This window comes from Pseudomonas nabeulensis (assembly GCF_004682045.1).
GTDB lineage: Bacteria > Pseudomonadota > Gammaproteobacteria > Pseudomonadales > Pseudomonadaceae > Aquipseudomonas > Aquipseudomonas nabeulensis.
Genome location: NZ_QUZT01000091.1, coordinates 1 through 20,050, shown reverse-complemented (window position 1 = coordinate 20,050; position 20,050 = coordinate 1). Strand labels below are relative to the sequence as shown.

The 20,050-nt window shown below is 54.7% G+C and carries 20 protein-coding genes; 11 read left to right on the top strand and 9 right to left on the bottom strand.

Features of this window, described 5'->3' with window-relative positions:
- Nucleotides 1-77 precede the first annotated feature (77 nt).
- Nucleotides 78-431, bottom strand: coding sequence for a hypothetical protein (locus DYL61_RS28885; protein WP_135311195.1), 354 nt, complete (start codon nt 429-431; stop codon nt 78-80).
- A 139-nt stretch (nt 432-570) separates the two neighbouring features.
- On the opposite strand from DYL61_RS28885, the gene DYL61_RS28880 reads away from it, so the two are divergent.
- Nucleotides 571-918 (top strand): helix-turn-helix domain-containing protein, encoded by a 348-nt coding sequence (locus DYL61_RS28880; RefSeq protein ID WP_135311194.1) that lies wholly within the window; start codon nt 571-573, stop codon nt 916-918.
- Between the two features lie 9 nt (nt 919-927).
- Here DYL61_RS28880 and DYL61_RS28875 read toward each other — a convergent pair whose 3' ends face one another.
- From DYL61_RS28875 to DYL61_RS31680, 6 genes are all read right to left on the bottom strand, one after another.
- Nucleotides 928-1,167 (bottom strand): hypothetical protein, encoded by a 240-nt coding sequence (locus DYL61_RS28875; protein ID WP_135311193.1) that lies wholly within the window; start codon nt 1,165-1,167, stop codon nt 928-930.
- A gap of 66 nt (nt 1,168-1,233) precedes the next feature.
- A complete protein-coding gene (locus DYL61_RS28870) occupies nt 1,234-1,446 on the bottom strand; it encodes a hypothetical protein (RefSeq protein WP_102666332.1) in 213 nt (70 codons plus the stop codon).
- Nucleotides 1,447-1,503: 57 nt separating this feature from the next.
- Nucleotides 1,504-2,400 (bottom strand): recombination directionality factor, encoded by an 897-nt coding sequence (locus DYL61_RS28865; RefSeq protein ID WP_135311192.1) that lies wholly within the window; start codon nt 2,398-2,400, stop codon nt 1,504-1,506.
- An 89-nt stretch (nt 2,401-2,489) separates the two neighbouring features.
- The gene (locus DYL61_RS28860; protein ID WP_135311191.1) at nt 2,490-3,494 is read right to left on the bottom strand and encodes a YqaJ viral recombinase family nuclease; all 1,005 of its coding nucleotides are present in this window, start codon (nt 3,492-3,494) and stop codon (nt 2,490-2,492) included.
- 73 nt (nt 3,495-3,567) lie between these two features.
- On the bottom strand, nt 3,568-4,536 hold the full coding sequence (locus DYL61_RS28855) for a DUF932 domain-containing protein (RefSeq protein WP_135311190.1): 969 nt from the start codon (nt 4,534-4,536) through the stop codon (nt 3,568-3,570).
- Between the two features lie 92 nt (nt 4,537-4,628).
- Nucleotides 4,629-4,901 carry a complement resistance protein TraT gene (locus tag DYL61_RS31680; RefSeq protein ID WP_238340729.1) on the bottom strand — a complete coding sequence of 91 codons (273 nt, stop codon included), beginning with the start codon at nt 4,899-4,901 and terminating at the stop codon, nt 4,629-4,631.
- An 845-nt stretch (nt 4,902-5,746) separates the two neighbouring features.
- Here DYL61_RS31680 and DYL61_RS28840 point away from each other — a divergent pair.
- The 10 genes from DYL61_RS28840 to DYL61_RS28795 all read left to right on the top strand — a co-directional run bounded on the left by DYL61_RS28840 (nt 5,747) and on the right by DYL61_RS28795 (nt 18,461).
- On the top strand, nt 5,747-6,769 hold the full coding sequence (locus DYL61_RS28840) for a helix-turn-helix transcriptional regulator (protein ID WP_135311189.1): 1,023 nt from the start codon (nt 5,747-5,749) through the stop codon (nt 6,767-6,769).
- A 96-nt stretch (nt 6,770-6,865) separates the two neighbouring features.
- Entirely contained in the window at nt 6,866-7,876 is a 1,011-nt protein-coding gene (locus DYL61_RS28835) for a dynamin family protein (RefSeq protein ID WP_238704621.1), read from the top strand.
- Nucleotides 7,873-10,128 (top strand): dynamin family protein, encoded by a 2,256-nt coding sequence (locus tag DYL61_RS28830; protein ID WP_135311188.1) that lies wholly within the window; start codon nt 7,873-7,875, stop codon nt 10,126-10,128. The genes DYL61_RS28835 and DYL61_RS28830 overlap by 4 nt, the downstream gene beginning before the upstream one ends.
- Nucleotides 10,129-10,141: 13 nt before the next feature.
- Nucleotides 10,142-11,032, top strand: coding sequence for a hypothetical protein (locus DYL61_RS28825; protein ID WP_135311187.1), 891 nt, complete (start codon nt 10,142-10,144; stop codon nt 11,030-11,032).
- Nucleotides 11,033-11,036: 4 nt separating this feature from the next.
- A complete protein-coding gene (locus tag DYL61_RS28820; RefSeq protein WP_135311186.1) occupies nt 11,037-14,306 on the top strand; it encodes an ATP-binding protein in 3,270 nt (1,089 codons plus the stop codon).
- Nucleotides 14,303-14,890 carry an HNH/ENDO VII family nuclease gene (locus DYL61_RS28815; RefSeq protein ID WP_135311185.1) on the top strand — a complete coding sequence of 196 codons (588 nt, stop codon included), beginning with the start codon at nt 14,303-14,305 and terminating at the stop codon, nt 14,888-14,890. Before DYL61_RS28820 ends, DYL61_RS28815 begins: the two co-directional genes overlap by 4 nt.
- An 11-nt stretch (nt 14,891-14,901) precedes the next feature.
- Nucleotides 14,902-15,309 carry an SMI1/KNR4 family protein gene (locus DYL61_RS28810; protein ID WP_135311184.1) on the top strand — a complete coding sequence of 136 codons (408 nt, stop codon included), beginning with the start codon at nt 14,902-14,904 and terminating at the stop codon, nt 15,307-15,309.
- A gap of 373 nt (nt 15,310-15,682) precedes the next feature.
- Entirely contained in the window at nt 15,683-16,660 is a 978-nt protein-coding gene (locus tag DYL61_RS28805; protein ID WP_135311183.1) for a PD-(D/E)XK nuclease domain-containing protein, read from the top strand.
- A complete protein-coding gene (locus DYL61_RS28800) occupies nt 16,657-17,784 on the top strand; it encodes a hypothetical protein (RefSeq protein WP_135290554.1) in 1,128 nt (375 codons plus the stop codon). Before DYL61_RS28805 ends, DYL61_RS28800 begins: the two co-directional genes overlap by 4 nt.
- Complete coding sequence (locus DYL61_RS28795; protein WP_135311182.1) at nt 17,781-18,461, top strand: hypothetical protein; 681 nt, start codon at nt 17,781-17,783, stop codon at nt 18,459-18,461. The genes DYL61_RS28800 and DYL61_RS28795 overlap by 4 nt, the downstream gene beginning before the upstream one ends.
- Before the next feature lie 139 nt (nt 18,462-18,600).
- On the opposite strand, the gene DYL61_RS28790 is transcribed toward DYL61_RS28795, so the two are convergent.
- Together DYL61_RS28790 and DYL61_RS31675 are read right to left on the bottom strand one after the other, a co-directional pair.
- Nucleotides 18,601-19,857, bottom strand: a complete 1,257-nt coding sequence (locus DYL61_RS28790) for an integrase domain-containing protein (protein WP_135311181.1) — start codon at nt 19,855-19,857, stop codon at nt 18,601-18,603.
- Nucleotides 19,829-20,050: hypothetical protein (locus tag DYL61_RS31675; protein WP_238704620.1), on the bottom strand; the 222-nt coding region annotated here is incomplete at its 5' end. The genes DYL61_RS31675 and DYL61_RS28790, both read right to left, overlap by 29 nt.

Genomic DNA, 20,050 nt, shown 5'->3' with positions numbered 1-20,050 from the left:
CCTTAACGGCCGATGATGAAGGCGAACCCCGGCGTGTCGTGGGGCAATCAATGTCGCTTTCGGTAACTATCTGAGAGCTATTTCTTGTACGTGACCCTGAGTTTTTTATTGACGTAGTCTTTGAGGATTTCGTAGTCGGGGTTGTAAGTGACTAGCGCATGGCCCACACCTGCTACGGCCGTCAATGTTGCTATGGTCAATGTTGCAGGTGTTGTTAGGACGCTGAATACAGCACCAAGTGCGCCGCCCTGTACCACAGTACTTTTCACATCACTTGTGACTCGACACTTCAGTCCCAGACTTTCAATCTTGGTTTCGACAAGTTTAATTCCTGCCATGAAATGGCCCCTGAGGCCATGGATCTCGAAGGACGCTTTGCTCTTCACGAGACCTTCAATTTGCGCTTCATTCAGACCGGTTACGACGATCATGGCTTTTCTGAGCTCCCTGCAAGAGATAGTGGTTTGGAGAAAAAGTCGTATATCAACTTTTTAGGTCGAGTCTCGGTTTTATAAGTCCTTCATGTCAATAGGTTGATGACCAACCATTCAAGTTGAATTGGAGGGTGGCATGTCAAAAACCGAATCGAAGCAGCTGGCGGAGCTTGTTGGTCAAGCAATTGCTCGCCAGCGTTCTCGTTGCAAGCTGAGTCAGGAGCAGGTTGCGGAAAAGCTTGGGATTGGAAGCGAGGCCGTATCCCGTATAGAGCGTGGGATCGTCATGCCTAACATCGAGCGTTTGGTCGAATTTGCGGAAATTTTTGGCTGTGAAACCGCCGACTTGCTGACGGCGGGCAGTTCACGCCCAGAAGACCAGGCGCGCAGGCTCTACGATTTGCTGTCCACGCTGGATACGGGTGACCGCGCACTCGTCATGGATGTGGTGGAGCGTCTTGTTGACCGGCTCGGTCGTGAATGAGTTGCTACTTTACGTCGGCTGAGGCGCTTGCTCAGAAGCTTCCTTCACCGCCTCATCGAATAAAGCGCCGCAGCGCAGGCACAGACAGTCGAAGCCTGCGAAGTGATATTTGGCGACATCCTCAGCCAATCGCAGCGCAGATGGGTAAGTCGGTGCGATGGCGGCCAGCCCGGCCAGCAGAGCAATGCCTCTTGCGACCTCCTGGGGCAGGACGGCTCTTGAGTCGCAGATCAAACATTGTCTGATCATTGTTCATTATCCTGATGGGTTAAGTGCGGCCATTCCCTGTCTGGCCGCTCATAAAGGTTGCTGAGGTCACCCCTGCGATGCGGGATTTCTCGTGGGGTTGTCTTGGCCGGATGCGCGCAGCAGCTTGCACAGGCGGTTCAGAATCCAGCACGCAAGGACTACGGCGACCAGCAGCGGCGGGAAACGCAGCATTAGCAGAATGCTCAGCACCAGTACGCCTGCTGCAGCCAGAGCCCCGATGAAAATGAATAGGCAGAATAGAAATCGAAGCAGGGTCATGACGGCTCTCCGAAAGAGGCTGCCTGGCCGATGCATTCAGTCCAGGCAGGAGTGGTATCAGATGGCGTGCGAGGCGAGCGCTTCCAGCTTGCCTGCGAGTGAGTTGGGTGCTGGTTGCGGTTCGTCACTCTCGGCAGCGCCGGTGGCGGCATCCGTGCTCGAATAAAACTCCTCGATCACGGCGCCACCGTCTTCCTCGCTGTCCTCGAACGCCCCGTTGCCGAGCCCATGCTTCGCTGCGCAGTCCAATGAGGCCTGATCGAAGCCCGCAGATTGCCGGGCTTCATCGAGCTGCCGAGCGCCGAGCAACGCTTCGTCCACGCTCATGCCGCTGCGCACGGTGATATCGACGTAGAAGATCGGCGTACCGTGGCTTTGCCGGGTGGACTTGCCGCGCAAACGCAGTTCCAGCGGCAGGCAGGCCAGGCGGTTGCCCGAGATGGCTTGGAAGTAATGCAGCCGGGCGGCCAGAGTGCGGATGCTATTGAAGCCGGTAGTACGGAACACGAAGCTGCCCAGCGGATCGTCATCACCGATGAGTACGTTCAGCCGACCATAAGGCTTGCAGGCACTCCCTTTGGCCAATGGACACGCATCCGGCGAGGGGCAGGGCAGTGACTGCATGCCGTCTTGAGTGGCACGCTTGCAGGTCTCGCCATTGCCCACGCACAACGGCCTGCCAGACTGCCGGTCGAACAGGGTGTAGTCGGCGCGGAAATTCAGCTCAGGCTCGTTGAACAAAAGGCGCACAGGAATACTGCGCAGCTTGTCTTCCTTGCTCTGGCGCAGTTCGTTATTGAGTGGGTGTAGTAGCCAGCCATCCCTACTTTGCACCTGGGATGTAATGGTGAACTGATCATCTTTCTCCGGCAGGCGCTTACCATTTCTCTCGACGATTTTGCCGATGGAGATGCGTCCAAGCACTGGGGGTGTCAGGGCTAAGCCTTTCAACATGATGGTTCTCCTGGAAATGAAAAAAAGGCCAGCCACGCAGCGCGAACTGAATGGAGTGGCCAAGGGTAGGGAGTTGGGGAATAGCGGAGTCAGTTGATCAGGAAGCGACGGCTGCCTTCCTTGGTTTTGGTGTAGCGAACTTGTAGGTAGGGTTTCTCTTGCAATAGGCGTTGGACATCGAGTACCGCACTGTCCTTTGATTTCTTCCAACTGATGTAACCGCTGGAAAACTCCGCTCGGGTGGCCTCGCCCATGGCCTGCAGCAGTATCTGCTTGAGCTGGGCCTCGCGCGTTTCCTTCTCGCCGATGGACTGGCGAACGGCCTTGAGTTCCAGGTAGGCCGCTGCTAAACCGGCGCGACTGCTGAAGTCGACGGTCTGGCCGTTGTCTTCTGGGTACAAGCAGCGCAAAGCTGCTTCAGCCGATGCGCTACCGTCGGCCGGTGGCGGGATATCGGTTTCCACGTAGGTCCAGAACTTGCGCTCCAGTTCGATCAGGCGAGCGATCATTTGCTCGTCACGCTCGATGCGATGGATCTCCAGGTGCTGACCGCCCAGCAGTACCGCCACATCCGCGGCCAGCTTGCCAGTGACGGCGAGCTGGTGCATCACTTGAAGCTGCACATACTCGGGGACGCCGTCCTTCCAAAGGCGTGCCCCATTTATGCCGGCGGTTTTGCATTCGAGGATCTGCACGTCATCTGCGCCAATTACCTCGCGGTCGATGTTGGCGAGCATCCAGGGCAAATCGGGACTCGGATGCTGCAGCACGGCGTTGATCCGTCGCACCTTGTTCTTTGTGCGCTTGCTGTAGTGCCAAGCGACGATGGGTTCCAGCACATTGCCCCAATAGGCTGGGCTTTCTTCATCATGAGGATCTATCTTCGGTAACGTGGCATCGCGACCGGTCTTTTCAAGCCATAGTTCCAACTGCGACTTGTACGGGTTGAGCCCAACCGCAGCGCTTGCATCGGAGCTACCGATGCCTTGTTTACGCACTGCGAGCCAGTCCTCACGCGGCAGCTCTTTAGTGCTCACCAGGCGAAGGGCAGGGCGGGGCTTAGAGGTACTACTATTCAATGAGGTTGTTTTCATCGTGTTCACCTTTCAGGCATAAATACGCTCGACCAGTACAAGGCTGATCGGGCGTGGCGATTGACGAGAAGGGTTAAGCTGCGAGACGCAGGGCTGCATCCAGGGCGCGTTGCTTGATCTGCGCTCCCTGACCAAACCACGCCGAGTCCATGCGGTACTCATTGCTACGTGCGCGGCGCTCATGATCGACGTACTCCGTCACCGCATTGAGCAAGCCCCAGGCGGTGCCGCGCGCCGATTCGAGCTGGCTGCCCCGACCACGGCCGTCATACAGCTCTTGCACCTTGCGCAGGGCGCGTTCGTTGGGTAGTTGCTCCGGTAGTTGATTGCTCGGATTGACCTCACACAACACCGACATGAAATATCCAAGAGCCTCATGCCACTGGACCTTGCGTTCAGCGAGATGGCGCATGCGGTACATGAACTCGTCCCAACCGGAGACGGCTATGCCGAGTTGCTTCTTCACTGTCTTCGGATCGAAGCGGGTATTGTGCGGCACCTTGATTGCACGAGATGAGCCGTCTAGGGCTATCGTCAGGGTGTTGTTGCATACCACACGCACGGTGGTGGGTGTTGCCGTGGTGGCCAGGGTGCCGTCGCAGGATGTGGCCAGCAGAAGGTAGCCGTTGACCTGATCGTTTCCTTTCAGGGCAGCGCCTTGTCCGGTGCGCGCCAATGCCCAGAACTTACGCCCGCCTTTGAGTACCCCCGCAGTCTCCAGCTCGTAACCGGAGATCTCGGTAAGGTCACGATAAAACTCCAACACTTCCCGAGGCTGCACGGTGTGGTAGCGCTGGGAAACCACTGACAGCGGTGCTTTGGTGTCCGAACGATAGAGCACCTTCTGCTCGGGGAAAGAGTGGATGCTGCCGAGATGGCCGACAGTTTCGGCTTTGAAATGAACGGGGCTTTCTTGGATCGCCCATTCCATTCCGGCCTCGCGTTGCCAGATTTCGATGGGTTGTTTCTGCGTGAGCTGATTACCTAGGCCATGCCAGGGAGTTGCGCCTGCGTAAGCCATAGTTTCGATGAGATGAGCCATGATTGTGATTCCTTTGGGCATAAGCCGGCATACAGCGCCACGCAGAGCGCAGCACCGTCCGGACGTAATAAATAGAGGGGAAGTTGACTTGGTTATGTCGGGAGGTTGAATCGATGGCCGCATAGCAGGCAGAGGTTATGGGCCAGGACGTGGCGATCGAGCGACTCACCCAACTGGGCGCCGAGGGCACAGCCACCGACACCGCCGGCCAGCCCACCGAGGATGGCACCCGATACCGAACCGAGTGTGATACCGACAGGGCCGGCGATAGCGCCAATAAGCGCGCCCGCTTGGCCTCCAGCCAAAGCAGTACTGACGCCGCGCGCGGCACCACCCAAGGTGCCGATGGCCGCGCCAACTTTCATGGCGTGATGGAATGAAGCGACTTTAGGGGAGTTACAACGAGGACACTGCAATGACATGGGATGAACCTTCCTGATAATGGTGTCATTGCTGTTATGTAGAGTTGGGATTTTTTTGAATCGAATTAGTACGCCTATGGGCACGTGATTTGGTCGCTAGGGCAGCGAACACACTTATCCGCTTGTATTCGACCGCAATTATGATGAGTTTTGTCTGTTAAATGAGGCGACACACATTGTCGTACCTGTACCCCAAGCTAGCGCCATCCGACAGCTTAGGACACCGCTATGGCAATCTCCCCGCGTCCGTTCACCTTTGTGTGCGCTTACTGTTCTTGGAAAGAAACAGTTCTACCTCACAACGATTTGGCATCGCTCGGCCAAGCAGCGTTCATCCTCTGTCCTGAATGTCATACCCCTTCGCTGGAGGGGCGAGAAGCCAATCGTCATGAAATCCTCAGAACCCGCTTGGATCAATTTCTTAGCCTCAACGATTGACGCTTCAGAGTCGCGACACACCTTGTCGCTCTACCTTGGAAAATGACCAAAAAACGTAGGAGATTACGATCATGAAAAATCTGTTTGCCGTCATAGGTTTTTGTGTGGTGCTGAAGAAAGGCTATGAACTGTATTGCGAGTACAGCGAACTGAAGCGTGACAAGGCAGGGCGCCAGTCTTCTCCCGGCTGAGAGGAAAGCAGAATCTCAAGTTTGGCGCCCCGCTGTCGAAAGACTAAAGTCTCATGTTGACCACAATAGATGGCAATAAGCCATTTTAGTCAGTAGCATCGATGCCAAATTGGCATCAGCCTGCGGGCTATCAGTTGAACTGCAAACAAGGTAGTCACCATGTCTCAAGCGAAGGATACGCTGCTCAGGCTATTCGCATTACTGCGCCTGATTCCCACCGAGCCGCAGCGTATTGCAACCCCGACCCTGCTCGAAAAGCTTCGCGATAGAGGTTTTTCCGTGACACTTCGCTCGGTTCAGCGTGATTTGAATCGGTTATCGATACCTTTCTCGTTGCAATGCGACGATAGCGAGATCCCTTTCCGCTGGAGTTTCACACGGGATGCGCCACTGAAGTTGGAGGATATGGATGCTTCCACCGCACTGGCCTTGTATCTGTCGGAAAGCCATCTTACTACCTTGTTGCCACAGACTGTTCTGGACCAGCTCGGTCCACAATTTCGACGTGCGCGTAACTTCCTAGGCGATCTCGGCCACAACGGATTGGCCGATTGGGCGCGAAGAGTTCGTGCGATTCCCAATGGGAAAACCTTGCTGCCCGCTGCGATCGATCCCGAAGTTTGGGGGGAAGTGTCTGCCGTTTTGCTGGAGCGCAGGCAATTGCAAGTGACCTATCAGAGTCGGAGCAAGGGCGAACTCAAACAGTTTCGCCTGCATCCGGCGGGCCTGGTATCGCGGCATGCCATCAGCTACTTGCTGGCCTCTGTAGATGGCTATGGCGATTTGCGCCAGTTTGCCCTGCACCGTATTCAGCATGTTCGAGTACTCGATGAGCCGTCCGTTCTGCACGCCACCTTTGATGTGGACGATTACATCGCGAGCGGTATTTTCAGCCATCGCCAAACCAATATACAGGTGGAGCTGATCGCGGATGTTCATCCGCAGATTGCCTTCCTGCTCGGCGAAACCCCACTGAGTCACGAGCAGACCTTGAGCGATATTCCCTCGCATACCTGGATACGCCTGCGCGCCAAAGTGCCGCTGGATCGTGAAACGCTGTGGTGGATCTTTGGCCTGAACGACAACATCCGTGTGCATGGGCCGCAGGTCTGGGTCGATGAGATCAGCGCCAGATTGAACAGTATGCAAAACCTCTACGCGTCAACTGACTACGCGACATGAACTGTCGCATGGCCGTGGAAGACTGCGGCCGTTTAACTGCCAATGGATTAACACTTGTCGGGTGCCCAAGGCACCGGGCAATAGGGATACAAGCTGATGACGCGCTCTACCGTTACGCCTACAAAATCCCGAAAAGCCGGGAATTCGGTGTCTGCTGGCACCGCCACCTTCGATGTGTTGGTGTTGGCCACAATGAGCGCAGGCAAAACGTCATTCATCAACGCACTGATTGGCCAGGAACTGCTGCATACCGCCAATGAAGCCACCACTGCCTGCGTGACCCGTGTCGAGCATCGCCAGGGTGCCCGGCGATTCAGTGGTGCCTGCTATTGCTACAACGACACCGAATTGGCCTCCCAGCGTTCGCCGTCAGTAGCGTTACTGCGGGACTGGAACGCCAATGCCGAGGTCAAGCGCATCAGCTTGGCCGGAACCTTCAAAGTGGTACCGCGCCCGGCGCCCGGGCTGGTACTTCACGACACGCCTGGGCCGAACAACAGCCAGGATGAGAGCCACGCCAGACTGATGCTGGAGGCTATCCGCAATGTGTCGTTCAAGGCGCTTTGCTATGTGCTCAACGCCAGTCAGCTGGGGACCCGTGACGACCGGTTGCTGCTCGAACAGCTGCGCGAAGAACTCGCCGCCAAGCCTGCCCAGCCGATTTATTTCATCCTCAACAAAGTGGATTTGCTCGATCCGGAGAAGGGCGAAAGCATTGAAGGCTATGTGCACAACGCCCAGCGCTATTTGCGCGATATCGGTTTTGAGCAGCCGATCATCATTCCGACAATGGCCAGTGCAGCGCTGTACGCGCGCAAGGCTCTGAGTGCCGAAACACTGACGCGCGCGCAACGCTCCAAGTTGCGCCAGGTTCTCGATGACCTGGACGCCAACAAACGAGCCTTGCTCAATGCCACTGTCGCGCCAGACCTGATCAAGCGCCGCGTCGGCAAGGCGCTCTACAACCTCGAACGCAAACAGCAGGACAAGGAAACAGATACCCGGGCCTACGATAAAAACCAATTGCAGCAACTGGTCACCATCAGCGGGCTTAAAACCGTTGAAGCCCTTATCCATCATCAACGCCGATTAGATGAGCAACCATGAATACTATTGAAATCATCCACAACCCCTTCATCGTCGAGACTCAGTTTCTGATCAGTGGCCAACCGCCGGCCGAAGGCTGCAAGCTGTCGAGCTATAAAGAATCGCGGCTGCAAGTGTGGATCGAAAAGCTGTTTGATGAATTGAGCCAGTTGTTCAACGGCGACAATAACTTTGATGTCACTTTCAGAGGGGTCGAGTCGGATTACCTGGACGTGGTTGACGCCGCAAAAGTTGCGACGGACAAAGGAATGCAGGTCACCCTGCAGTTTATCGAAGCGGACCCGGCCGAAGAGCGCCTGACCCGTATTCGTGAGTTGATGGAAGAGGCCAAGCTTCATCCTGAATTTGAGCATTTCATTCGGGACAATGCCGACGTCAGCCAGTCCTTTGAGGAAGCGTTCAACAAGGATTTCGACGTGTATGTGGTTGCGACCATGTCCTCGGGCAAGTCGACGCTGATCAACGCCATGCTTGGCCAGGACCTGCTGCCTGCGGCCAACGAAGCCACTACCGCGACCATTGCCCGGATCACCGACAACGCATCGATGGGCCAACGCTTCGCCGCCCAACGCGTGACTAATGATCACCGTGTTGCGGAAAATAGCGATGCCGTGAGCCTGGAAGTGCTGCAGGCATGGAACAGCCTGCCCGATACGATGCGCATCGATATCGAGGGCAAAATTCACGCGATTCAAGACCGTGACAGCGTACGCCTGGTATTGACCGACACCCCCGGCCCAAACAATAGCCAGGATGAAAAACACCAGCTCAAAACCATGAGCTTCATTCAGGACTCGCAGCGCAACCCGCTGATTCTGTATGTGCTCAATGCCAGCCAGTTGGGCACCAACGACGACAAAAATTTGTTGGGGCTGGTTGCCGAAACCATGCGCAAGGGTGGTAAGCAGAGCAAGGATCGGTTCATTTTCGTCATCAACAAAATGGATGTGTTCGACCCGGAGAAAGGCGAGGACCTGCCATCCGTGCTGGCCCGCGTCAAAAACTATCTGGTTGAAAACGGTATTTCCAATCCGCTGATCTACCCGGTTTCGGCCAACCTGACGCGGCTGCTTCGCAAGCCCCAGCACTTGCATTCCCGCAAGGAGCGCGGCGAGTTGAACTCCATGATGGACATGTTTGGTGAAGAGCCGAGCATGAACTTGCTGCAATACATGCCGATTACCGAGCGGGTCAAACGTAGCTTGCAAGAGAAACAACTCCCGGAGATCGTACTGAGCAGTGGTTTGCCGGCGGTCGAGACGATGATTGACGAGTACATCGACAAGTACAATTTCCCGCATCGGGTCAAGCGCGCCTATGACGCGATGACCAAAGCCATTGAGGTCGGACTCAACGAAACGCAACTGATCGAGCAATTGGATCAGGACGAGAAGACGCTGGCGCATATCAATGAAGAGATCCAGGCGCTGGAGTATCGGCAGGAGCAGGGGTTCGATACGCAGGCCTACAAGGACAAGATCGCGCGTGAAGGTAAAGCGTTGCCACGGGCCACTGAAGATGAACTCATCGCCCTGGAAAGTTCTTCGGGCAAGTACCTCAGAACGGTCAGTGAGCGTTTCACCGGAGCGGTTGAACCGCGCATCGCTGAAATGCGTGTCAAGGAGGTTGAAGAGGAACTTCAGTTCCAGCACCGGAAACTCATCAATGTGTATGAGACGGTGTTCATCACTAGCCAGCAAGTCATTCGAGAAGACCTTCAGGCGGAATACCAGCGCTATATCGTTGATCTGTTCAAGGACTGCCAGCATTTGAAGTTGCCCATTCTGGATAGCCTTCAAAAAGCTGCGGGTGATATTTCCTTCAATCTCACCATTAAGAGTCATGAGGTCCAGACCAAAGAAGTGGTGGTGGGCAGCTATGAGGTCAGTGACAGCAGTTGGTACAACCCTTTCTCGTGGGGGTCTACCCGCACGGTTTACCAATATGGCGAAGAGAAGTCCGTTGACCTTGGCGAGCTCTGGAAAGACCGCAGCACTCGTATCGAAACCGAGTTTGCTCGATTGGTAGTGGCCGCTCGTACGGAAATCGACAATGGCAAGACTGTTCTGATTGATCAATTCACGGCTTTTATGGGGCGTGAGTTCGACACCAAGTTCAATGAGTTGATTGACTCGCTCAAAGAAAAAATGACGGATCGCGACGTTCGTAAACAAGCCCTTGAAGAGGCTCGTGAACTGGAGGCGTGGATCAATCAATTCAAAGAAAAACTCGACAACACCCTCGCCGTTTGAATTCGGAGCTTCTATGACGACTACCGCCACAATGATTGGAAAAGTCCGTGAGCAGTTTTTGACGGCGCTCGATGACACGCAGGTCAGCACCGAGTTGTTGAGGCAGTTGGTGGATGCCGCGCAACAGTGTCCGGGGGTGATGGACACTCACGAGGTGGATGGCATCACTCGCGCCATTGATGTGGACCCCGTGAGTTGGAATTCGGACTATTTCAGTCGGCAAAAGTTTTTCGCTACCCGCAACTTTTCCAAGGAGCGGCTGGAACACCTTATCCAGGTCCGAGACGTGTTTCGTCAACGAAACGAAAAGGGATTCACACCCACCATTGCCGCTTCACCCACGAGAAAAGCTCCGATGAAAAGTGCGTCCTTCGATTACCAGCCCTCCAGCAACCTCAAGCAGTTTGTCGATGACGGCGACTTGTTGACGATTCGAACCGCGATGCGCATGGAACTCAACGATCGTCGTCTGGATGGCGCCGAGTTGCACGCGGCGCTGGCGTGGGTCAAAGGCAGTGTTTCCGGGATATTCGAGGCCGTTTCAGAGGGCGCATTCGCGCGTGAACCTATAGCAGATCACAATCAATGGACCGAAGATTATTACGATCTACAGGTCACTTATCTGAAAACTAACTTCTCGGAAAAGCGCTTTTTGCACCTGATCGAAGTTCGCGAACATTTGCGCAACAGCGCAGTTAAGGGCTTCGCTTCGACCAAGTCGACAGAGCCCAACAAAGCCTCCGGCATACACTCCGCTCCCCCAGCGGCACAAGCGCCAAGCGCCAACTCCCGCCAATCCATTCCCGGCGGCGCAGCGGAACGCAACCCAGCTTTCAAAGCCGCGCTGCTGATTGGCGGTGCGATTGCAGCGGTGGTGGTGTTCCTCGTGGCATTGGTTCGGTGAGCTTATGACAACTTCAATGCTGACCCGCACCGCAGTGCAGGATATCCGTGATAACGCCGGTCTGACCCTTGAAGCCGGGCGTGCACTGATCAATCGCAGTTATCTGTCGGAGCTGGAGCGTTATCCGGTTCATGCTTTTGCCGAGAAAGGGCTGCGGTTCAACGCCGCCAGTGACGTGCGGATTTTTCGCATCGAGCGCATCGTCCAGGACAACAAACAATCCGTACTGGAAAGCACCACGGCCGCTTACACCGCACTGGGTGCTGCGGGTTACTCGGTTTTCCTGATATTGCGCTCCAATGGTATCGAAACCGACCTTTACATCGGTACCAGGGGTGAGCCCGGCAAAACCCTCGGGCACAGTTCCGGCGAGTTGCTGCGGGAGACTTTCAAGGGGCACTTCTCGGGCAGTTCGTTAGTGCCCCTGCAACAACAGGATGCAGACGCCTTGCTGGGTGCGGTACAGGCCGAGAAGGCCAATCCTTCGGCGAGCATCACTGCGGTCACGGGTGTGCCTGCGTTGTCGACGGAGAACCGCGAGCACTTCATGCAAGGGCTCGAGCGTTTTATCGATGCGGCTGAGCGCCGGGTGTATTACGCGATCATCCTTGCCGAGCCGGTTTCGTCGCAGAACCTTGACCTGATCCGCGCCGGATATGAGCAAGTCGCCACGCAACTTTCGCCATTGCTCAAGCAACAATTATCGTTCGGCGAGCAGGACAGCGATTCCGTCGGGCTGAGCATCAGCCAGGGCTTGAGTGACTCCCTTGGGCATAGCCTTGGGCTGACCGAGACCAAGGGCACTTCGACAACGCTGGGGACATCGACCACCGACACAACCGGTACCAGCGAGTCGTTCAGTGCGCAGACAATGACCTCCAAAACGGTCGCCCTCGGTGCCAATGTGTTGGGTATGGCGGGCGGCGCGGCATTTGGGCAGTTGGGCGCGATGCTCGGCAGTCAGATCGGCTCGGCCGCCGCTGCGCTGCTCAACGAACAACGCACCGCTGGCACCAGCCATTCGACTTCCACCGGTCGCAACGAAAGCCACGGCACTTCCTTCAGTGAGGCCGCGTCGAAGACCACGTCGACCACACATACCACCAGCACCACCGACACCCATTCGTTGAACAAAACCATGGGCTCTAATCGGCAGATTTCGATTGAGACCGTGGACAAGACCATCGAGCAGTTGCTCAGCAAAATCGATCACCACCTCGAGCGCATCGACGAGGCCAAGACATACGGTGGCTGGAACTCGGCGGCATATTTCATCGGTGACAGCACCGCGTCGTCCGAATCGTTGGCGAGCATCTTTCTTGGGCTGGTACGCGGCAGCAAGTCCAGCCATGAAGACTTCGCCCTGACCACCTGGAAATCTGCCAACAAGTCCGCCGTGCTGGATTGGCTCAGCGCGTTCAGCCACCCGCAATTGCAACCGGGGTTCTCGAAAAAGATCCCGATCAGTTACCTCACACCCGCAACGCTGGTGTCAGGTAAGGAGATGGCGATTCAGCTGAGCCTGCCCCGTCGCTCCACCTCCACGGTGGCCGTGCTGGAAACCCAGGCGTTCGGCCGCAAGGTGCAGCGCCTGGATGGTCACAGCAGTGAGCCAGGCAAGGGCAAGACACTGACCTTGGGCAACATCCGCCACTTGTGGGAAAACCTGCCGCAAAAGATCGAGTTGAGCCTCGACCAGTTGGCCAGCCATGTGTTTGTCAGTGGTTCGACCGGCGCCGGTAAAAGCAACACGCTGTATGAAATGCTCAGTCAAATCAGCGCCGCCGGCGTGCCATTTCTGGTGATCGAACCGGCCAAGGGCGAGTACAAACACGTCTTCGGTCATCGCGATGACGTCAATGTATTTGGTACGCATCCGGCCCATAGTGAATTGTTGCGCATCAACCCGTTCCGCTTCCCGTTGGCCATTCATGTGCTGGAGCACGTTGATCGGCTCGTGGAAATCTTCAACGTCTGCTGGCCGATGTATGCCGCAATGCCTGCGGTACTCAAAGAGGCGATTCTGCAGGCGTATCAGCAATGTGGTTGGGACTTGGACTTGTCGACCAACCGTTACAGCGATGCGTTGTTTCCTACGTTCAGTGATCTGCTCAGTACCCTGCAAAGCGTGATTGAGGCCTCGGCGTACTCCCAGGAACTCAAAGGTAACTACATCGGTTCGTTGTCCACGCGGATCAAATCCCTGACCAATGGCTTGAATGGGCAGATTTTTACCGCCAATGAAATCGACAGCGCAGTGCTTTTTGATCAGAGCGCAATCGTTGACCTCAGCCGCATCGGTTCATCCGAGACCAAGGCCCTGATCATGGGGATCCTGGTGATGCGCCTGAGTGAGCACCGAATGGCCGGTGGTGGCATGAACCAGCCGCTGCGCCACGTCACGGTCCTTGAGGAAGCGCACAACATCCTCAAGCGCAGCCCGTCCGAAGGCGGTGCTGAAGGGGCAAATGTGGTCGGCAAGTCAGTGGAGATGCTGACCAACGCCATCGCGGAAATGCGTACCTATGGTGAAGGTTTCATCATTGCCGACCAGTCGCCCCACGCGGTGGATATCGCCGCGATTCGCAACACCAACACCAAAATCATCATGCGTCTGCCGGATGAAATGGACCGTCGTTTAATTGGCAAGTCGGTGGCGTTGCGTGATGATCAACTCGAAGAGATCGCCAAGTTACCCAAAGGCGTAGCAATCGTTTATCAAAATGACTGGCTGGAGCCGGTGCTGTGTCAGGTGAAGAAGTTCGCCGGGCATGAAGCCCCCTATGTGTATACGGCCCATGACAAGCGCGCAGTGCGTAGCCAGGAGTTCAACCTGCAGGTTCTCAACCTGCTGCTGAGCAACCGTATACGCACGCCAGTCGCCTTGGATTTAGCGTTGTTGGAAGAAGGGTTGTGTGAATTGCCGTTGCTGGCTCGCAGCAAAATCGCGCTGTTTGAGGCGCTCAACGCCCGCAAGGAAGAGCTGCCGTCGGCGTTGTGCAAGCCCGAGGCATTTGCCTACGCTGCACAGTTGGTGGTCGATGTGCTCGGTTGCCGGCAGCAGGTCCAGCAGATCATTCAAACGGCGACCGACTACGGGCATCTAAGCAATCAACTTGACCTGCTACTCCACGAGCGAGCGACAGGCTTGAACGCTGAGCTGACCCTGGCTACCCAGCAGTGCCTGATGAAGGACTACAGCCTGCAGCACGAGAGCCATATCGATATTTATTCCGCATGGCGTGCGCGCATCGAAATAGGGAGTGTTCTGTGAACTTTGAAAATTTCTTTGCTGAAAAATCCGAGGTTCCGTCCAGCCTGGCGTTACTGGCCCGTGAAATGCCGGACCGCTGCCTGATCGTTGTCGAGCTCGATCGACCTATCGTGCTCACCCAGGAAACCCGTCTGGAGCTTCCTGAAATGTCGGCGGAAACACGTGAGCGGCTTGAGCTGCTGGGCGTTCCTAAAGAGGTTCTGGATGCCATCGGCAGTGAAGCCGAAGCGAAAATCTATGAAGGGGCCAATCTTGAGCCGGCCGAGGTCAACGGCAAGGATGCACTGATTCGTACCGACATCGATTACGATCAAAAAGATGCCATGGGCACCACTAACCTGGACCGGATGAAGTCGGGAAGGGCTCCGCTGGATGCCAATGGAAAGCCGATCGAGTTACATCACATCGGCCAGAAACAGGACTCGCCATTGGCAGAATTGACCAGCGCTGAGCACCGTGGCAGCGGAAACGACAACGTGCTGCACAACAAGCAGAAGGAGTCCGAGATCAATCGCGAAGACTTCGATAAAGAGCGAAAAGACTACTGGAAGGCGCGAGCCGAACAGATTGAGAATCAGCGCTGAGGGCGAATTTTATGAAAAAACTTGAACAACTCGTTGATCTCCATCAGGCCAACACCCGTCCAGTAGATACCGCCAGCATCCAGAATCTTGAGCGGAAACTGGGGTTTTCACTGTCTGACGAATACAAGCGCTACCTGTCGACCTTTGGAGTCATTGTCTTTGACGCCTACGAAACGTATGGCTTAGGCGTGCCTGACGACTATTACCTGAATGTCTTTGCCGCATTCTCGGACCTGGGCCGTGACCAGAACTACCCGGAAAATACTGTACCGCTGCTGGAGATTGGTGATGGTCAGTACTATCTATACGACAACCAGGCACGGAAAGTTCTGGTTTGGGCCACACCGAATGGCGGCATTGTGCGTGTCTTGGAAGACGGGCTGGAGGCCTTTTTGATCCAGCACGTCTTCGCAGGCTAGTTGAGCGCAGTTCGGAGAAATAGACTTTACTCTTTCTCGTCCGGCCAGGTGCGGCAAGTTCCATTCGGTGAACTGGTACTGGACTCGGCATAGCAGCGAAGAAGATGGAGGTCAGAAATGTTGCATTACTGGAATGCAAAGAGCTGACGGGGGTTAACCGAAGCTGATGTGGGTAGCTTTCAGGAAGGATATCTAGCGGTTGGTTCCAGTCAGTCGTCACTGTTCAGACAGTTTCCTCAGAATCAAGGATTATGGTATTCGTGCCCAGCGGATAACGGATCACCTTGTAGCTGGACTAACGTGTTTACTGTGCCGGCATTAGCGCCGTGATGGTGCTAGTGTTGCTTTTACTACATAAAGAGCCCACGGAATCATGGCCGAGACGATAAACATCGCAAAGATGGCAGAGAAGCTGTCGAAAGGCATTTTCAACGAGTTTCTCTGGGGGCGTATGGAGCACACCAATATCAATTGGCCGTGCGAGAACCAGGACGTACATGAGGTCAAGACCCATCCCTCAGATGTCGTTTTTTGGTACAACGAGCCCTATTCTCAGTCCCGCACATATGTGAACTGCGATCTCAAGAGCTACGCGAAGGGCACCATTAAAACGAAGGCTATCCGAGAGGCAATCGAGAGTCTTGCCAAGAGTCTGCGATGCGCCGAGATCAGCCGAGAGTTTAGCGAAACCTACATCCATCCGGATGTATCGGCAAATATCCAGGGACTCCTTTTCGTATACAACCACGATAGTGAGTATGACAAGGACTTCGCCAAAATCCTAGAAAAGGTAAAGTGCGATGAATTGGACATACCCAAAGGTTCTAAAATCGTTGTGATGGGGCCTGACGATATCTACTGGCTGAACAACGTTCACCACGAAATTATCCACCTTCGCGGAGGTGCAGGTCTCCTACCGGAACGGGATTACTGCAAGTTTTACTACCCCCATCTGGTTCGCAGAAAGAATGTCCAATTGGAGCACGCTAAGGCAGCCACGCTGGACATGCTGACCGCACCTTGGATCATCCTGTCCTATGTAAACCCCAAGAATGGAAGTAAGCAGGGTTTCGTGATCTTCATGCGTAAGCGGGGATTCACAACAGATGAGTTTCTGTATCTCATCGAGTATCTGATGCACTACCAGGTAATTAAGGCCGAAACGGAGGTCACTATCCGCATGGTCGACCCGCATCAGAATGCTTCAGCTAATTTTGCCAAAGCAAAAGACCAGTACGTCGCTGACTATCAAGGCGGTGGAGACCTTAGGCAGATCCTAGACTCCATTGACTTCGGCAAACTTGAGCACGTCCGTACCACTTTCTGTGAACTGGAGTTGTCTCGGCAATGAGCAAAAACGCGCTTCAGTACTGTGCTACGGATAAGGAAATTTACGACGCCTTGATGTCTGCTAAGCAGAAAATCAACGAAAAGATTCTGCTAGAGCTTGCGAAGGACAGGGGGATTTTCTTTTCTGCCAAGGACAGCCGGGATGATTTGGTCAGCGCCATTTCGCTCCTTCCACATGACTATCACGATCTTAATACCCTGCTGGAACAGCGTGAGCATTCTGGCCGGCAGGAAAAGCTCACGTCGGTAACGCTACCAACCGCGCTGACCGTGGAAGGAATCCGGGAGATTATTAGAGAGTACATTGAGGAGTCCCCGGAGGACGAGAAGGTCACTCAGCAGATTAAGGGCGGCAACCAAGTGGTCGCCAACATTAAGTACTCCGACGTTGACTATGGCAAAACGCGGCTCGTTCAGCGCACACCCAAAGAAGCCTTGATCGAGTTCCACGTATCGGCGGACAAGACGGTCATTCGGATGCCTGCCAATGATCGTGTCAAGGCTATCTACTCGAAGCTCAAGGGCAAGCTGGATACCAAGGCCAAGGCTGAAATCCCCGCTATCCGCATCGAACTCGGCGAGTTTCAATCATCAGCATTGCGCACAGAGTTCTTTACTTCTCTGATCAGAGATCTAACGGGGTTCTCGCTGAAGAACGTCACTAGTGTGAAAGTCGAGCGCTTGCCCCAGGAACCTGAGGAAGACGAGCTCGATCTGGACGATGACCAGGAAGCTGAGGTGGCCAAAGAGGAGGCCTTGGCTCTGGTCAAGAATGTCGCACTGAAAGGTGAGACACTTCTGGCGTCTGAGGAGTACCAGAGTTTGACCCGGAAAGGCTTTTTCATCACGTCGATCATATGGCGCTCGGTGCTGAATAAAGCACCACAACCTATGGTGGAGTTTGAGGCTGCTTTTGAGGATCCGATGCAAGGAAAGGGGTTCAAGTACTTTGTCCGAGGCGCCTATCGTATCGTTGAGCTTGAGTACACCAAGACGATTCGGCCGGTCAGTGTCGAAGACAAAGAAACCTATCTGGGTGTTATTGAAGAAACCGCGGCGAAAGTTATCAGGGAACTGAGAGCGAAAGCTCAAGCGAGCGCTGAGCCGCAAGGAGAACCAACATGAACAGGGTTAGATGGCTTCATGCCCAATGGCCCTTACCAATTCGAGCAGTTGGGAAGAAGCTCGTTGAGACGCCATTTACGGATGAGAGAATGGATGGCTTCGCTATAGAACGAATTCGAGACGACTTCGTCGAGGGGCGTTACATCGAAAAGTACAATTACCAAGAAGTGATCTCAACTCCTTTTGGTACTGAAGAGGTGTTTGATCGGGTTGGGTACCGCACAACAGAGTTCACTCTCTTTGATTCGTCGCCCCACATTGAGCTAAGACATTATCAGCGCAGTATCAAAGAATTTATCAGTCGGCTGCTCGAAGCTTGCAGTTTCAACCTAGTAGTTACGCCTATTACGGTTAACCTGATTGAGTGGGTCTCGGCGCTGCAGCTTGCCGTGGATCAGGAAATCACTGTCGATTCGCTTCAGGTCTCGGGCGTCGAAATAGACCAAGGTGTGACGGGGAAAATATTGCTCAAAGGGCTAAGAGATGTGCGTGAAGCCACTGATGTTCTACTAGCCGGGCGCAAACATGTGCTGGAAAAAGTCCAAGTGAAATTCGCTGGCCTTCACAAGACAGTGGTCATCCAATTGTCCAATAACGGCACTGCGAAGCTCCCCGCAGTGCTACCGAAAGACCTCCTTCATCATTTACGTGTGTCCTATCCTACCGGCGTCAGATGAAAGAGTATCTGTAGATGTCTGTATCGCGTGAGTCGGCTGCTTGAGGTGCACGCTGAGAGATGGAGGCAAGCCTATGTACAGCCCAGACAGCCGACGGTCATGGTTTAGAGATTACTTATCACCTGTTGAAGCTACTTCGTTAGCGTATTGAGACGACCTTCGTGTCTCGGGTGTTCTGGATTGCCGAGATCGAAAGATTGCCGGTAGCTGCTTCTTGGATGTGCTCGCTCCACCACTTCATCATTGGACGCCTGCGCTCGATGTAGTCCGCTCGGTTATAGGCGCTGCGGACCTCGTCTTTATCGACGTGTGCAAGCGCTACCTCAATCAACTCAGGATCCCAGCCGTGTTCGTTGAGAGTAGTGCTGGCCATTGATCGCATGCCATGGCTCACCAACCGACCTTCGAAGCCCATGCGCTTTAGCGCCATGTTGGCGGTCTGGCTGTTGCAATGGGTCCGAGGGTCCCGGTCTGCAGGAAATACATACTCTCGGTGTCCGCTGTAGGGTTTGATTGCCTCCAGCAGTGCCAATGCTTGATCTGTGAGCGGCACGATATGTACGCGGCGTTTCTTCATGCGCTCAGCAGGAATCGTCCAGATCTTCTTCTCGAAGTCGATGTCGACCCAGCGCGTGGTTGCAGCCTCCGCTGGGCGAGTCATGGTATTGAGCTGCCATTCAATCAGACAGCGCGTAGTTCTTTTTATGCTGGCATTGGCAATTGCCATCATGAGCTCTTTCAGCTCATCTGGAGCAAGTGCCGCCATGTTTTTCTTTTTCGGCTTCTTGAAGACGGAGCGAATCCCGCTGAGTGGGTTTGCGTGTATCAGTCCTGAGTTGACCCCGTAAGTCATGATCTCGTTGAGTCGCTGTGACAGCCGTTTAACGGTTTCAAGGCTACCTTTGGTTTCGAGTGGTCGAAGAAGGTTGATGACTTGTGGTGCGCTGATTGCTGAAATCTGTGTGGTGGCCAAGTCTGGAAAAACGTGCAGCGTCAACGAACGCCAGATGTCCTCGGCATAAGCTGGTGTCACCGCATCCTTCTTCAGTTCATACCAGGACGTCGCGACATTCTGGAATGTGTGCTCGGTTTCAGCTTGCTTTGCTTGCAGCACTGCATCCCGTTGTTCTTTGGGATCGAGGCCTTGGGCAAGTATTTCCCGAGCTGCAATAGAGCCTTTTCGTGCCAGCGCTAGCGAGACTTCAGGGAAGGTACCGAGGCCCATGTTGATCCGCTTCTTCGTCACGGGGTGTCGATAGTTGAAGTTCCATAGCTTTGAGCCATTACTTCTCACTCGCATTTGAAGTCCGCCGCCATCGAACAGTACGTAGTCCTTTTCCGCAGGCTTGGCAGATTTGATTTTGAGTTCAGAGAGGCGAACCGCTTGTGCGCACATTGGCATTCCAGGATGGAGTTGGCATTCCAAAAATTAGCACTATTGGGCTTGGAATGCCATTTGGAATGCCATAAAGCGTGGCTGTTCCTGGACGTCCGTGGACGCTGGTGGTGCTGAAGGCCCCGTATTTGCTGGATTTCAGGCACAAAAAAAGACGTCCGTGGACGTCTTTAGATGATGAAATGGTGGAGCC

What these genes read in the sequence shown, in the direction of transcription:
- DYL61_RS28885 (WP_135311195.1), bottom strand. Translation starts at nt 431, where the DNA reads ATGATCGTCGTAACCGGTCTGAATGAAGCGCAAATTGAAGGTCTCGTG.
- DYL61_RS28880 (WP_135311194.1), top strand. Translation starts at nt 571, where the DNA reads ATGTCAAAAACCGAATCGAAGCAGCTGGCGGAGCTTGTTGGTCAAGCA.
- DYL61_RS28875 (WP_135311193.1), bottom strand. Translation starts at nt 1,167, where the DNA reads ATGATCAGACAATGTTTGATCTGCGACTCAAGAGCCGTCCTGCCCCAG.
- DYL61_RS28870 (WP_102666332.1), bottom strand. Translation starts at nt 1,446, where the DNA reads ATGACCCTGCTTCGATTTCTATTCTGCCTATTCATTTTCATCGGGGCT.
- DYL61_RS28865 (WP_135311192.1), bottom strand. Translation starts at nt 2,400, where the DNA reads ATGTTGAAAGGCTTAGCCCTGACACCCCCAGTGCTTGGACGCATCTCC.
- DYL61_RS28860 (WP_135311191.1), bottom strand. Translation starts at nt 3,494, where the DNA reads ATGAAAACAACCTCATTGAATAGTAGTACCTCTAAGCCCCGCCCTGCC.
- DYL61_RS28855 (WP_135311190.1), bottom strand. Translation starts at nt 4,536, where the DNA reads ATGGCTCATCTCATCGAAACTATGGCTTACGCAGGCGCAACTCCCTGG.
- DYL61_RS31680 (WP_238340729.1), bottom strand. Translation starts at nt 4,901, where the DNA reads ATGAAAGTTGGCGCGGCCATCGGCACCTTGGGTGGTGCCGCGCGCGGC.
- DYL61_RS28840 (WP_135311189.1), top strand. Translation starts at nt 5,747, where the DNA reads ATGTCTCAAGCGAAGGATACGCTGCTCAGGCTATTCGCATTACTGCGC.
- DYL61_RS28835 (WP_238704621.1), top strand. Translation starts at nt 6,866, where the DNA reads ATGACGCGCTCTACCGTTACGCCTACAAAATCCCGAAAAGCCGGGAAT.
- DYL61_RS28830 (WP_135311188.1), top strand. Translation starts at nt 7,873, where the DNA reads ATGAATACTATTGAAATCATCCACAACCCCTTCATCGTCGAGACTCAG.
- DYL61_RS28825 (WP_135311187.1), top strand. Translation starts at nt 10,142, where the DNA reads ATGACGACTACCGCCACAATGATTGGAAAAGTCCGTGAGCAGTTTTTG.
- DYL61_RS28820 (WP_135311186.1), top strand. Translation starts at nt 11,037, where the DNA reads ATGACAACTTCAATGCTGACCCGCACCGCAGTGCAGGATATCCGTGAT.
- DYL61_RS28810 (WP_135311184.1), top strand. Translation starts at nt 14,902, where the DNA reads ATGAAAAAACTTGAACAACTCGTTGATCTCCATCAGGCCAACACCCGT.
- DYL61_RS28805 (WP_135311183.1), top strand. Translation starts at nt 15,683, where the DNA reads ATGGCCGAGACGATAAACATCGCAAAGATGGCAGAGAAGCTGTCGAAA.
- DYL61_RS28800 (WP_135290554.1), top strand. Translation starts at nt 16,657, where the DNA reads ATGAGCAAAAACGCGCTTCAGTACTGTGCTACGGATAAGGAAATTTAC.
- DYL61_RS28795 (WP_135311182.1), top strand. Translation starts at nt 17,781, where the DNA reads ATGAACAGGGTTAGATGGCTTCATGCCCAATGGCCCTTACCAATTCGA.
- DYL61_RS28790 (WP_135311181.1), bottom strand. Translation starts at nt 19,857, where the DNA reads ATGTGCGCACAAGCGGTTCGCCTCTCTGAACTCAAAATCAAATCTGCC.